This is a genomic window from Roseinatronobacter alkalisoli (assembly GCF_028745735.1).
In the GTDB taxonomy this organism is placed as follows: Bacteria; Pseudomonadota; Alphaproteobacteria; order Rhodobacterales; family Rhodobacteraceae; genus Roseinatronobacter; species Roseinatronobacter alkalisoli.
The window spans coordinates 1-12,434 of sequence record NZ_JAQZSM010000046.1 but is presented as its reverse complement, the minus strand read 5'-3'; the positions used below and the strand labels follow the sequence as shown (position 1 = coordinate 12,434).

Below are 12,434 nucleotides of genomic sequence, written 5' to 3'. Positions count from 1 at the left end.
GCCCAGACCTGACTCTATGAAACCTGTTGGCCAGCCTGCCCGAGGGCGTGAAATGGCTGCCCGCGATGCCGTGAAACGCGTGCCCGAGATCACGCGAAATCACTGCCCAAATTCCGCGAAATGCGCATGGTCAAGCGCAAGATCCCCTTCATTGCCCTTGGTCGCAGCGAGACCGATCTCGGGCAACCCTGGTTCGATCTTGACTTTGAGGGATTTGCCAAGAGCGCAGTCACACGTCTGTTCGATCGCGGCTATCGGAAAATTGCCATCTCGTCGGCTTCCGACGACACCAATCTGGGAAAGATCTTCATCGAATCCGCGCGCATGGCCCTGCTTGCAAAAGGCATCGAACTTGATGACCGGTATATCTTCCGGACACCGCCCAACGAGCGAGGTGGATACCAACTGGCGCAGCATCTCCTGAGCGGACCCGACAGGCCTGATGCCATGGTTCTTGTCAACGAACTGACCTCGGTCGGATTTTATCGTGGCTTGCGCGATGGTGGTATTGAGCCCGGGCGTGACATGGGGATCATCGGCTTTCGGGAAAGTCCTCAATCACGCTATATTTCGCCCGCCCTTACCTGCTTTCGCATCGACCTTCATGGCCTTGGAAGGGCGCTGGCACAGACTCTGCTCTCGACAATGCCCGCCTACAGGGAAACAGTTGCACCCCCGCCGGGTTCGCGCGTGTGGCCCATTGAGCTGATCGAAGGCGAGAGCGATCCTGGGTGTCCAGTTCCATGATCGGTTCCACGCCCTTGCGCTCAAGCGTTGCGATGCTACCCTCGAATTCAACGATGACAGTTGCCTCTACCTCTTCCTGATTGAGGCCGTTCAAATACCTGGGGTCAAGCGGCACGCTGAAAGAGCGGCACCGGCACGAATGGCGAAATGATGGTCTGCCGCGGTTGCACGGGCGGACGGTAGGCGAGACGTACCGCAAGATCGCCATTGGCAAGGGCGACGCGAACCTGAAGAAGCAGGTTTGCTCCTCTTTCCGACCAACGCATCTGCTGCTTCTTGACCATTCGCCTTGCGACAAGATTGTTAACGCTCGCTTCAGCGGCTGTGGAGGCGATCCGTTTCCCTTCACGATATCTTGCGCCGTAGTTGGCGATCGAACCCCGGTTCTGCTCGATGTAAGTGCGCAAGTTCAACAGACCGCCTCGCAGCGGGACTACCACAGAGTTGCCATGTTCGTCTGCCTTTAGATCGTGAAATAAGCGATCGATCAGGTCAATTGCCCTTTCAGTTTTACCATTCCAAAGGCGCCATCTCACCGCCGCAATATCCTCCAGAAATTCCTCCTGCTCGTCCGGCAGCATTCGGCGCGCCAACCACTTGGAAGTCTGCTCAATGGGGCGCAGCTTCATGGCAATGTGAAACCAGTCGAGGATGTGCGTGGTTGGCTGCGGAAGTGCTGATTTCAAGCGCTTCAGACATTCTTCACCGTCGGAGATCACGGTGATATCGCCCTTGCCTTCGTATCCGAGACGTTTGAGGGCAAGCAGACCTTCTGCCCTCATTCTCCGTCGCGATGTACCAGAAAAGGCGAACAGAACTCCTCGGTCGGATCCGACCCCGCCACGGCTTGCATGGCAGATGACCGCTTCGAAACTTCGCGTTTCATGGCCTCGTATCTGCGGGATGTGAGCAGTATCGATGCTAAGGACAAATTCCCGTTTTGGGTCTCTAGGCAGCGGCAACTCGCGTTGACGACGCTCCTGCGTATCAACTAGTTCAAAGAGCATGCGCTGTTCTTCCTTTTCTTCCAGTCGCTTGCCAACCGCCAGCGTGCGATGTCGCAGGGTCGTGTGTCGAGTTGGTGTCTGCCCTGGCAGAAAATCGGCCAGAACTTCCGCCGCTAACCGGTAGGGCATAAGTGCGCCAAGCTTGGCTGTCAGCGTCATCAGTTCTGCGGTCGCACGGTCGGGGCAGAGCTCGGAGACCGGGGTGATCGTGAAATCAACCCCGGGCATGCAACGGCGGCAGGGGTACAGCCGTGGGCTCTCCACGGTGACTGCGCCGTAAACTGTCTGGATCGTTCTGGTCGAATAGTCCTTGATCGGTCGCGTTCCGCCACACCCCAGGCAATGACGTCGGAACAGAGCATACAGGGCGCACTGCTGCTCGACGATGTGCCGCCGAAGCGAGGCCATTATTGCTTTGCCTTCTTCGATCGACAAGCCGAGGCTACCGGCGGCCAGATCTTCGAGGCTCTTCTCGATCTCAAATTCGAAACGTTGGCCCCGCGTGATTTCGTCCGAACCCTCAATACTGATTTTCCAGCGCATCCTGCCTCTCCTCTGCCAAGACTGGCAGAGTTTAAGCCCGCTTCGGCCAGCAATGCACCCCAGGGAATTGAACGGTCTCAAGCAGCCCCATTGATTTCGTTGACTTTCGTATGCCGCATTTAAAGGCTACGCGACAATCACCCAAAGTTTTAACCACGAACGATGAAAGCGCATTTGAGATGTCCGGGACAACGACGCCAACGCTTGTTCCGACTGCGCCACGCAAAGCCATGGCATGAAAATTTGGGGCGAAGCCCAACTCTTGGATTGACTGCCGAATCTTCTCACCGGTCTCTCGCTTCACGTATCCGCGACCAGACACGAATCGCGATACTGTGCCCAATCCGACGCCAGCGTGTTTGGAGACATCACGGATTGTTACCATGCGCGCCATCTTTTTTCTTCCATATCGTAACGATGTCTACCTTAAGCGGTATCGCTCAAGCAGTCCACTATCCGGGGCCGTACTGATGACGCGCCTTCCCGGGGTCAGAAAAAGCACTTTCATGGTCCGGCCGAGCCCTAGGCATCGAGGAAAGTCGATCATCGGATCGAAAAGACGGTGGAAATCTTGTTGTCCACTGCTCGTTGGAAATCAGGGACGTGCTTCTAGACGCATAGCCAGACACCTATCGTGAGACCGATCACTACAACGGATATCCCACCGTTCTGATTCGGCGGGAAAAGATCGACAAAGCTATCTTGCGCACACGGACCAAATTAACCTAGCGAATGGCCGCAACGAAGCAACAGCTTTCGAATTTCGAGAACAGCAATCGCTGAAAATCGGTCTGCCACTCATGATGGACGCCCGCTTCTCCTATATCAGCGGCATGGGAGGCTCGATACTTATGCGACGAGGATGAACGTCCACTCCAGTGAAGGCCGCCCTCCAGCAAAGCGCGAGTCCAACCAGCCGCAACTAGGCCGGGCACGTCAACGCGGTTGCCAGTTTCCCCGCGTGCGGAGAGCCGCTTTGCAGTAGAGCATCATTGCACCTGCACGTTCGGACGACAAGGGCGGCCGAGCTACTATAGCTTCTTTAATGCCAGAAGTACCTCCTGCGTCCGCGCAGTCAGAGGCTTGTCGCGCCGATGGAATGCACACAGGGGCAGCGGCGGAAGCGACTGGATTGGCCGCACAGCAAGGTTGTCCGTTGCGGCGCTTTGCGCAGTTATGGCGTCGATAATACCGATGCCGCCACAGGCGCTGACCATGTGACAAACAGTGGAGCTAAATGGGACCTGACAAGCAAGACGGTGCTCTAGGCCATTTGTGACGAACGCGCGCCGGATCGCAGCTCCCATTGGAGACCAATCTGGGTCGAAACTGACTAGCGGCTGACCCCTGAAGTCCGGAATTATCAGCTCAGATTTGCGGGCCAGCGGATGATCGGCCTGCATCACCGCGACCAGCGCTATATCACACAGCGTTTCCACGACCAGATCCGCGCGTGGCGGCAGTGCCATTTGCACGCCGATATCCGCGCGGCCCTGGCGCACATCATCGTCGGATTCGCCTACCCAAAGTCGCAGGGTTCTTGCCCAGCCGCTATAGCCCACCCTTGCCAGCCGAGGTGCCAGAAACCCTTCGACAAGTGCTGGCGTAGCTGAAATCGTAATCGGGCGCTCCTGATTGGCTCGGATCTCCTCAATCCGGTCGCGGATCTCTTTCTGCGCGGCAAAAATCTCTGATGTCTGAGAAAACAATTCCTCCGCCTCTGCCGACGGGACCAGTCGGTTTCCCTGGCGCAGGAACAGCAGAAAGCCGAGCCGGCTCTCCATCCGTTTCAAACGGTCGCTGACAGCTGGTTGCGACAAGCCCAGAACGCGTGCGGTCTCGATGGTGGTGCCGACACGCATCAAGGTGCCGAAAACTTCTATCTCAGCCAGATCCATTATCAGTTATCCGATTAACAATGCCTGATTTCTCATTATCGTAATTCTGCAGTCTGATCTAGAGTGCTGGGACACAGAAGATGGGTGGGGCGGATTTAGTGTTCTTTGAAGGAAACAATAGTTGGTCGATGGCTGCAGCACGCTTGGCGGAGAAACTGCCGTCGCACTTCGCGGTCGATGGGCTGACGGCTGACAATCACGCGATCATTATCCTGCGTGAGGAGGAGCTCGGCAGGTTCAGTGGTCACGCCTTTCGTGGGCATTGGCGCTGTTATCCTTGTTCACTGGTCAAGACCTTTCACCTAGTCCATGCCCTCGCCGAAATGGAAAGCGGGCGGCTGATGCCCCAAGCCGAACTTGACCGGGCGATGCGCGACATGATCGTGTGGTCATCGAACACTGCAACCAATTACGTCATCGATCTTCTGACCGGCACCACGGGCGACACGCTACTGAATGGCCGGAATTTTTCCGACTGGGTGGCGGCACGCGAAAGGCTGAACCGCTGGTTCGAAGCGCTGGACTGGCCCGAGATGTCGGGCATTAACCTGACGCAAAAGCTGATGGATGACATGCGCTATGGACGCGAGGCGCAATTTGCCGCGCTGAACGGCGGCTACTTGAACGTACTGACACCCATTGCTGCCGCGCGGCTTATGGCAGCAATCTTCAGCGGGGAACTGCCCTTGTCGTCAGCGGCTTTGGCCCGGGCGCAGAAGACTCTGCTTCGCGATCCCTCTGGCTCCGATGCGGCGAATCCAAATTTTCAATTGTCTGAGTTTCTGGGTGGACAAATGCCGGGGGGCGTCAGGATCTGGTCCAAGGCAGGGCATAACCTTTGGACCGGCGATCCAGATAGCTCCTGGTTCAAACATGACATGATACGACTGAAAGCACCGGGGCAGAAGCCACTGATCTTTGTACTCATGACCCAGGGCAAGCGGCTTGCCGAAGAGGTGCCCGACGCCTTCCCTCGCATCGGCCGGTTCCTGTTCGACGAACTGGGAGGTGACAGCAAATGACGGGCACGCGTAAGCCAGTGTTTCCTAACCTGTCCCGGCGCTGCCCTCTGGCGGGTTCTGGTACTTCATGAATATCAGTGATAGCACCTCTGCACCAAGGACCGAATTACGCGCTTTTTGCCAATCCTCACGCAATGCGCCTGAAATGGGTATCCTCCCTGATAAAATTATAGCGAAACAAGGTATTGGCGCGCAACAGCGCGACCTGCCTGAAGCTGGGCGTTTCCGCACGCGGAAAAAGGCCGGAGACTAAAAACTGAACCAGCCGAACGAACAAGATGAACTTGTCATAAAGCGGAAAGCCGCTTCGTGATTGTCGAAATCCACCCCAACAGGAGAGAACCATGATTTACAGACTTGCTGCAATTGCTACAACGGCAACCCTGCTAACGGCGCCAGTTCAGGCACAGGAATTGTCTATTGTCACCGGTGGAACCGGTGGCGTCTATTTCCCAATCGGCGGAGGCTTGGCCGAGATCATTAACCGCCATATCGAGGGTGCGACAGCCAGTGCCGAAGTCACCGGCGCATCGGTGGAGAACATCGCACTGATTTCGCGCGGCGACAGTGACATGGGGCTCACGCAAGGCGACACTGTCTATCAGGCGTTCCATGGCGAAGGCGCATTTGAAGGCCGCCAAATCCCGGAGATGCGCATACTCGCCGCAATTTATCCAAGTGCAATGCAGCTCGTCACCCTGGCCGATAGCGGGATCGAAAGCATCAACGATCTAGCAGGAGAACGCGTTGCAGTCGGACCGCCGGGATCGGGCACAGAGCTTTTGACGCGCGTGATCCTTGACGCAAATGGAATAGCTTTCGATGATTTTTCGCCCCAAAGGTTAAATCTGAACGAGGCCGGTGATGCATTGCGTGACGGCGACATCGTAGCTGCGTTCATGCTCGCAGGCCCGCCGACTCCAGCCATCATGAACCTTGCCTTTACCAGATCCATCCGGATGATTCCGTTTAGTGAGGAACAGATCGAAGCAGCGGTTTCGATCGAGCCTACGCTTGCGCCCTACACCCTGCGTGCGGGCTTGTATGAAGGCGTAGATGAGGGTGTATTGACCATCTCCCAGCCCAATGTGCTCATAACGCACGCTGACATGGATGAGGATATGGCGTTCAACATCGTTAAGGCACTGTTTGAGAATCTGGACGAACTGATCGCTGTTCACCCCGCGGCCATTGACACCACAATAGAGTTCACGATGGACGCGGCTCCGATCCCATTCCATGCAGGCGCCGCCCGCTACTTTGAGGGTTTGGGCATCGAACTAAGGCACCATCAACGGCCGTGAAAAAGGCATTCCAGGGCAGACGAGCAGACACGCTTCTCATCTCGTCCTCGTCGCCCTGATCACGTTCCTGCCCGTCCCATTGCGGGCAGGCGTGTTACTTGTATCAACGCCCGAGGCCGCAGTGGCCCTGGCACCCTTGCCGAAAGGTAGCGAAACCTGCCTTCATTGGGCGCATTCAGTGACTGGTGGTCTTGTAACTGACTGTTTTGAGAATCGTGATGCGCAACTGGTTCTGACGCGCAGCTTCCTGCATGATTTCTCTGCTGGTCTGGGCATGCATCCGCAACGCGGTACATTAGTTGCCGCGCCCGGGGCGGTTACTGGATAGAAGGGCTGGACATGGCACTGCACGGAAACCGGCTCGTGCTGCGCACAGGTGGCTTGGCCGTTCGTCACCGACTGGTCCCGCATGAAGGTGCTTAAATAAACTTGCCGCTACGCACGCGGCTGACGCTGACACTTATGCCTTTGGAATAATGACAGTAGGATCCGATGACGCAGCCAAATTCGCAGACCTTGCCCACGCCACCTTCCCTGTCTTCCGGGCCGCTAGAAGGCGGAGTGATCCCTGAGAACCTTCGATCTGCCGATGCCCATCAGCCGAGGCCGGTGCTGTGGTTGATTACTGCAATTGCAATTTCCATGTCACTGTTCCAACTTTATGCGGCTGGCGTGCAACCGCTGGGACTGTTTTATCAGAGATCGGCACATCTGGGTTTCGTGCTGGTACTGGCGTTTATGATTTATCCTGTCTTTGGTCAGACTCGCCCTCGTGGTATGCTGGGCTGGTTGATCGACGCGGCCTTCATCGTCGCGGGTTTCCTGAGTAGTTTCTATATCATCTGGAATCTGGATGAGATCATTGCCCGGGCCGGCTGGTGGACAGCCACTGATATAACTGTAGGAATAATCTGCACACTCGCTTTGCTTGAGGCGAGCCGACGCGCGGTGGGTCTGGGATTGACGGCGGTTGGCGTGGTGGCGATCCTCTACGCACTGGCGGGATCCCGCGGAGCGCTACCTGCACTGGGGGAATGGATGCCCGATCTGCTGGCGCACCGAGGCGCAAGCGTGGAACGACTGGTGGGGCAGCTTTACCTTGGGCAGGAAGGCATTTTCGGCCTACCATTGGGCGTGGCCGCGACATTCGTGTTTATGTTCGTCCTTTTCGGGGCATTTTTGGAAAAGACCGGGGCGGGTAAGTTCTTCATTGATCTTGCTCTCGCCGCAACGGGGCGAAAGCCCGGGGGGCCTGCGAAAGCGGCGGTGCTCGCTTCGGCGGGAATGGGGTCGATTTCGGGTTCAACCGTGGCGAATGTTGTCACCACCGGGGCCTTGACCATCCCCCTGATGAAGCGGCTGGGCTACAAGCCCAAACAGGCAGGGGGCATAGAAGCTGCAGCCTCGACTGGTGGACAGATCACCCCGCCTTTAATGGGCGCAGGCGCATTCTTAATATCGGAATACACGCGTGTGCCCTATATCGAGATAGTGCTGGTATCGATCTTTCCGGCCATCCTGTATCTGGGAACTGTCTATCTGTTCGTGCATATCGTTGCTATGAAGCAGGGAATGCGCGGTCTGTCGGCGACCGAATTGCCGATTGTCCGGCAGGTACTGAAGGCAGGTTGGCAATTCATCGTGCCACTGGTGCTGATGGTGTGGCTGTTGGTAAACAACATATCACCCATGCGCGTGGGCTTTTGGGCAATTTTTGCTGTAATCGGGGTGGCAGGATTGCGTGGGGCCTGGTCGGTTTACACCGATGGTCCGCTAACCCGCACGCGGGTATATGCATCGCTGGCGCGCGGAGGGCGAATGGTGTTCGAGTCCCTGCAGCTTGGCGCACGCAATGCGGTTGCCGTGTCTATCGCCTGTGCAGTTGCCGGAATCGTTGTAGGCGTTGTAGGAATGACCGGGCTGGGGCTGAAATTCTCGTCAATGATGGTCTCACTTTCAGGTGGCAATATCGTAATTGCGCTTGGGCTGGTGTTGATCGCTTCGCTCATCCTCGGGCTGGGGTTGCCAGTAACAGCGAGCTATATTGTGCTGATCGTGCTGGTGGGGCCTGCACTGCACAATGATTTCGGTATCCCGCTTCTGATCGCACATCTGGTGGTGTTCTGGTATTCGCAAGATAGCAATGTGACACCGCCAGTGGCGCTCGCGGGGTTTGCGGGGGCGGCTATTGCAGGATCAAAGCCGATGGAAACCAGCATCCAGGCGTGGAAATTCGCCAAGGGGCTGTATCTGATTCCGCTGTTCATGGTGTTCAACCCCGAGATTATCTATGGCGGGCCGATGCCTGTCGTCCTCTGGACGGGGTTCACCGCCATTCTGGGGCTGGTGGCCTTTGCGGCTACAATTGAGGGCTGGCTGTTCGGGCGGATGGATGTGATCTCGCGTCTGGTTTCACTGCCCGCCATCGCAGCGCTGTTCTGGCCTGACTTCATCATCGAGGTTGTAGGCGCAATCGCAATCATGTTTGTGCTGGCAATTAACTGGTTGACTGCACGCACAGCCCGCGACGTGCCAATCTGAGCGAACGCCGCCGCTCTTGCCCATTTTTTCGCTGCTTTCAGGACAAATTATTCTAAGTTTCAGAAATGATTAAAGCCACTACTTAACATAATGCTGGTTATTGGCTGTGACCTGTGTAGCCGCAAAGTTAAAATGTCCCACATCTGCAAAGTAGAAGTGTCACACTTCCCTGTTTGTTGATTTTCGTCTCGGATTGACCCATTTTTCCATTTGGCGCTGACCCCTCTGAACTATGATAAACTCATGAAAAGTCAGCGGAATCTTTGATACCAGTGGGTCACGACGTTCTGGAAAAATGGGTCAATTCCTCTTGGAATTCAACATTCGTCCGGCAGGCCATGCCGCCCTTCCAGCCCATCGCGCAGAAAACCCTCGATTTCAGTGGTGGAGATAACCGAAACCAGCAAAGGCCTGCGCAGTGCAAACTTCTGTTTTCTTAGCAAAAGAGTATCAAGAATCCGTTGCGCTTCGATTTGCCTTGCGGCGGGGACGGATTCCGCGAAAACATCCCGCAAGATCGCATCATAGCGCTGCGTTGTCACCAGATAGGATATCGGACTGAATAACCCGATGATCTGCTCGGCATCATCTTCAACCTGCCGCATCCGTTCAAAATACGCCAGCGCGTTCGGAATATACTCAACCCCCACCCCCAGAAGCGTGGGCAACGAAACCTTCAATTCCCGCGAAATCGAAGCCAGTGTTTCAATTTTGGTGATTTCGCCCTTTTCGGCACGATACAGCGCTGCGCGGGAAATGCCTATACGCAGCGCCAGTTCTTCCGGCCCCAATCCGCGCCCGATCCGGTGCGCACGCAGTCGTGCCCCGATATCGGTAAAACTGATCCTGTCAATATCCGTCACAACGCTCCCCGGCTTTGCGGCGCATGCCTGTCGTCTAAGTTCTGATACAAAACACCATAGAACGCAACTGGCAGAGACGGACAAACAGCGCAGGCATGTCCGCCGCGATTCTACCGACCTATGGGTGAATCATGTTCTCAAATCGCTGTCGAGATGGGACTATTTCAGCGGCCTGCTAGGGTCCGGATTCGCCCTGTTGGGGCGGTCACATCATCAACGCCGAGCAGATCAGCAATACCTAAAAACGCCTCTGGGGTTCGGCAGACACCCCTCGCGCCAATTCGAACTTCGCCAACAACAAATACTTCATTCCCGTCATGGGCCTGATCTTCCTGCGCCATGCTTATTCCCGATTCCTGAAGGTCCGCGACAAGACAGATCCGTTACCAGTGGCTGGTGCCTAGGTCGGGTCAACCGCCCCTGCCACATCGATGCACGCGGGACTGTTGCATTAATCTCGTTGAGCCGTGTGACGTCAAATATGCTGAGGTTACGCAACGGTTTCGAACAAGCGATCGATGAACGCGATCTCGCCTCTGACTCCTGGCTGTTTGTGGTCCAGATGGTTGCGCTTGATGGTTCGGATCGTCTCAATGCCGCTCAACGTTGCCTTTGCTGTTGGCAAGGAACGGAAGCTCTGCCGGTATCCGAGTAGCCGCTTCATGGCGGCGTGGTCGCTCCCGATCCGGTTGTTCTGCCACTTCCGGTCGATATGCCGGATGCTGTCAAAATGCGGGTCATATCGGTGAATGATCTCACGGATGACACGCCGGTATGCCTGCGCTTTGTCCGTGCAGATCGTGACCGGCCGGTGCAGCCGCACACGCTCGATTGCCTTGTTTAGAAATGCTTTAGCGGCCTTTGCGTCTCGCCGCACGGTCAAGCGGAAGCCCACCATCTGGCCGTTCGCATCAATCGCACGCCACAAATAACGCCATTTTCCGCTAACGCGGATGTAGGTCTCGTCTACATGCCAATCGAGGCTGGCACGGCGCAGGTGCTTCTCAGTGCGTTTGGTGATTTCAGGCCCAAACTTCTGCACCCAACGGAAAACTGTCGATCTATCGACAGTGATATCGCGCTCAGCAAGAAGATCGACCACGTCCTGATATGACAGCGGATAGCGCAAATACCAACGTACCGCACAAAGGATGATCCCGCGCGGAAAGCGGTGGTATCTGAATGGCGATTTGCGCGGCATGCTGGACCTCAAAAGCAAAAATTGGCAAGACACTGCGATTAATGCAACAGTCCCCCGGTGTTCCTGCGCGTCTCTGGCAACATCCTTTTCTTGACAACCCACCATCCCGGCACCCATGTCCTTAGGACATGGGTGCCGGGATGGTGCTCATTCTGCCATTCAGACGACTATTTTGTACGATCGACAGATTGAAATCTTCCGCCAGTCATGTTACATGTAACGCGAAAGGACGTAATCATGGCAACACCGACTTCAGAACGTGTTCAGAAGCGCCGCGATGCCTTGCGCGCCGCCGGACTGCGGCCCGTGCAGATCTGGGTGCCGGACACACGCCGCCCCGGCTTTGCCGCTGAATGCCGCCGCCAGGCAGCACTTGTCGCGGCAGCCGACCAGAACGATACTGACCTGTCGGATTTCATGGACGCCGCCCTGTCTGACCTGGACGACTGGACTTGAGGCGCGGGGATCTGGTGACTGTCTCCCTGCAGGGAGACTATGGCAAACCACGGCCCGCCCTCGTCATCCAGGCGGATCAGTTTACCGGGCTGGGATCGGTCGTGATCCTGCCGCTTACCTCAACCATCATCGATGCACCCCTACTGCGCCTGACCCTGGAGCCTTCTGCGGAGAACGGCCTGCGCAGGCCCTCCCAGGTCATGCTGGACAAGCCCATGACCGTAAAAGCTGACAAAGCGGGCCCCGCTTTCGGGCATGTCGATGACACCGCCATGGTCAGCGTGAACCGCTCACTGGCACTGTTTCTGGGGCTGGCCGGATGAAACACGCGGATTTTTCTATCGGATGTGAATTCAGAACTGATGGTGGGGTCTGGCGCTGCACCGATATCGGGACCCGGACAATTATCGCCATCAGGATTTCGGATTATGATGACACATCATGGTTTAACGGCCCGCCTTACGCAGTCTGTGAAACCGTCTTTGATGAAAATGACCTGGAAGCCTGCACCTTGAGCGGAGCGTGAAAGAAAGAGCGGTTTCCGTCTCAATGGCTTCCGGCCTGGCCGGAAGCCAGCTGGTGATCAGGGCCTGCGCGATCCGCGCTTCGGATACTTCGCTATATATGATAATGTCCTTTATCATATGTAGAGGGAGGCGATATGGAGCGACAGCCAGCTGACCAGGTGATCCGCGATTGCCGGACAACATCCGACAAAATCCGTACGCTGATCCGCGCCGGTTACCTCCGTACGGAAGTCGCCAGGCTGCTCGATGTTCGTTATCAGCGTGTCCGCAAGGTACTCGTAGATGCTGGCATTACGGAGGGTCTGAGGCAGTCCGCCCGGTTTGA

Annotated in this window: 14 protein-coding genes; 7 read left to right on the top strand and 7 right to left on the bottom strand. The window is 56.4% G+C overall.

The window, feature by feature from the left end; translation table 11 throughout:
- Positions 1 to 126: 126 nt before the first annotated feature.
- Positions 127 to 747: a substrate-binding domain-containing protein gene (locus PUT78_RS21650; protein WP_274354338.1), complete on the top strand. Its 621-nt coding sequence runs from the start codon at positions 127 to 129 to the stop codon at positions 745 to 747.
- A 104-nt stretch (positions 748 to 851) separates the two neighbouring features.
- Here the strand turns inward: PUT78_RS21650 and PUT78_RS21645 are convergent, their stop codons facing one another.
- From PUT78_RS21645 to PUT78_RS21640, 3 genes are all read right to left on the bottom strand, one after another.
- Positions 852 to 2,297 carry an ISKra4 family transposase gene (locus tag PUT78_RS21645; protein ID WP_274354337.1) on the bottom strand — a complete coding sequence of 482 codons (1,446 nt, stop codon included), beginning with the start codon at positions 2,295 to 2,297 and terminating at the stop codon, positions 852 to 854.
- A 31-nt stretch (positions 2,298 to 2,328) separates the two neighbouring features.
- The gene (locus PUT78_RS23930) at positions 2,329 to 2,682 is read right to left on the bottom strand and encodes a LacI family DNA-binding transcriptional regulator (protein WP_420793547.1); all 354 of its coding nucleotides are present in this window, start codon (positions 2,680 to 2,682) and stop codon (positions 2,329 to 2,331) included.
- A gap of 646 nt (positions 2,683 to 3,328) precedes the next feature.
- A complete protein-coding gene (locus tag PUT78_RS21640; protein ID WP_274354336.1) occupies positions 3,329 to 4,195 on the bottom strand; it encodes a LysR family transcriptional regulator in 867 nt (288 codons plus the stop codon).
- Between the two features lie 80 nt (positions 4,196 to 4,275).
- Between PUT78_RS21640 and PUT78_RS21635 the strand changes: the two genes are divergently transcribed.
- The 4 genes from PUT78_RS21635 (at position 4,276) to PUT78_RS21625 (ending at position 9,062) form a co-directional block, all read left to right on the top strand.
- A complete protein-coding gene (locus tag PUT78_RS21635) occupies positions 4,276 to 5,217 on the top strand; it encodes a serine hydrolase (protein ID WP_274354335.1) in 942 nt (313 codons plus the stop codon).
- A 344-nt stretch (positions 5,218 to 5,561) separates the two neighbouring features.
- Positions 5,562 to 6,521 carry a TAXI family TRAP transporter solute-binding subunit gene (locus PUT78_RS21630; RefSeq protein WP_274354334.1) on the top strand — a complete coding sequence of 320 codons (960 nt, stop codon included), beginning with the start codon at positions 5,562 to 5,564 and terminating at the stop codon, positions 6,519 to 6,521.
- Positions 6,522 to 6,612: 91 nt separating this feature from the next.
- Entirely contained in the window at positions 6,613 to 6,849 is a 237-nt protein-coding gene (locus tag PUT78_RS23925; RefSeq protein ID WP_420793546.1) for a DUF1850 domain-containing protein, read from the top strand.
- 233 nt (positions 6,850 to 7,082) lie between these two features.
- Positions 7,083 to 9,062 carry a TRAP transporter permease gene (locus tag PUT78_RS21625; protein ID WP_274354333.1) on the top strand — a complete coding sequence of 660 codons (1,980 nt, stop codon included), beginning with the start codon at positions 7,083 to 7,085 and terminating at the stop codon, positions 9,060 to 9,062.
- Between the two features lie 317 nt (positions 9,063 to 9,379).
- Here the strand turns inward: PUT78_RS21625 and PUT78_RS21620 are convergent, their stop codons facing one another.
- From PUT78_RS21620 to PUT78_RS21610, 3 genes are all read right to left on the bottom strand, one after another.
- A complete protein-coding gene (locus PUT78_RS21620) occupies positions 9,380 to 9,925 on the bottom strand; it encodes a helix-turn-helix domain-containing protein (RefSeq protein WP_274354332.1) in 546 nt (181 codons plus the stop codon).
- A 164-nt stretch (positions 9,926 to 10,089) separates the two neighbouring features.
- On the bottom strand, positions 10,090 to 10,266 hold the full coding sequence (locus tag PUT78_RS21615; RefSeq protein ID WP_274354331.1) for a hypothetical protein: 177 nt from the start codon (positions 10,264 to 10,266) through the stop codon (positions 10,090 to 10,092).
- 149 nt (positions 10,267 to 10,415) lie between these two features.
- On the bottom strand, positions 10,416 to 11,126 hold the full coding sequence (locus PUT78_RS21610) for an IS6 family transposase (protein ID WP_274354330.1): 711 nt from the start codon (positions 11,124 to 11,126) through the stop codon (positions 10,416 to 10,418).
- A gap of 237 nt (positions 11,127 to 11,363) precedes the next feature.
- On the opposite strand from PUT78_RS21610, the gene PUT78_RS21605 reads away from it, so the two are divergent.
- Together PUT78_RS21605 and PUT78_RS21600 are read left to right on the top strand one after the other, a co-directional pair.
- Complete coding sequence (locus tag PUT78_RS21605; RefSeq protein WP_274354329.1) at positions 11,364 to 11,582, top strand: antitoxin MazE family protein; 219 nt, start codon at positions 11,364 to 11,366, stop codon at positions 11,580 to 11,582.
- Entirely contained in the window at positions 11,579 to 11,905 is a 327-nt protein-coding gene (locus PUT78_RS21600) for a type II toxin-antitoxin system PemK/MazF family toxin (RefSeq protein ID WP_274354328.1), read from the top strand. Before PUT78_RS21605 ends, PUT78_RS21600 begins: the two co-directional genes overlap by 4 nt.
- Before the next feature lie 317 nt (positions 11,906 to 12,222).
- Here the strand turns inward: PUT78_RS21600 and PUT78_RS21595 are convergent.
- On the bottom strand, positions 12,223 to 12,434 hold a 212-nt coding region (locus PUT78_RS21595), incomplete at its 5' end, for a hypothetical protein (protein WP_274354327.1).

What these genes read in the sequence shown, in the direction of transcription:
- PUT78_RS21650 (WP_274354338.1), top strand. Translation starts at nt 127, where the DNA reads ATGGTCAAGCGCAAGATCCCCTTCATTGCCCTTGGTCGCAGCGAGACC.
- PUT78_RS21645 (WP_274354337.1), bottom strand. Translation starts at nt 2,297, where the DNA reads ATGCGCTGGAAAATCAGTATTGAGGGTTCGGACGAAATCACGCGGGGC.
- PUT78_RS23930 (WP_420793547.1), bottom strand. Translation starts at nt 2,682, where the DNA reads ATGGTAACAATCCGTGATGTCTCCAAACACGCTGGCGTCGGATTGGGC.
- PUT78_RS21640 (WP_274354336.1), bottom strand. Translation starts at nt 4,195, where the DNA reads ATGGATCTGGCTGAGATAGAAGTTTTCGGCACCTTGATGCGTGTCGGC.
- PUT78_RS21635 (WP_274354335.1), top strand. Translation starts at nt 4,276, where the DNA reads ATGGGTGGGGCGGATTTAGTGTTCTTTGAAGGAAACAATAGTTGGTCG.
- PUT78_RS21630 (WP_274354334.1), top strand. Translation starts at nt 5,562, where the DNA reads ATGATTTACAGACTTGCTGCAATTGCTACAACGGCAACCCTGCTAACG.
- PUT78_RS21615 (WP_274354331.1), bottom strand. Translation starts at nt 10,266, where the DNA reads ATGGCGCAGGAAGATCAGGCCCATGACGGGAATGAAGTATTTGTTGTT.
- PUT78_RS21610 (WP_274354330.1), bottom strand. Translation starts at nt 11,126, where the DNA reads ATGCCGCGCAAATCGCCATTCAGATACCACCGCTTTCCGCGCGGGATC.
- PUT78_RS21605 (WP_274354329.1), top strand. Translation starts at nt 11,364, where the DNA reads ATGGCAACACCGACTTCAGAACGTGTTCAGAAGCGCCGCGATGCCTTG.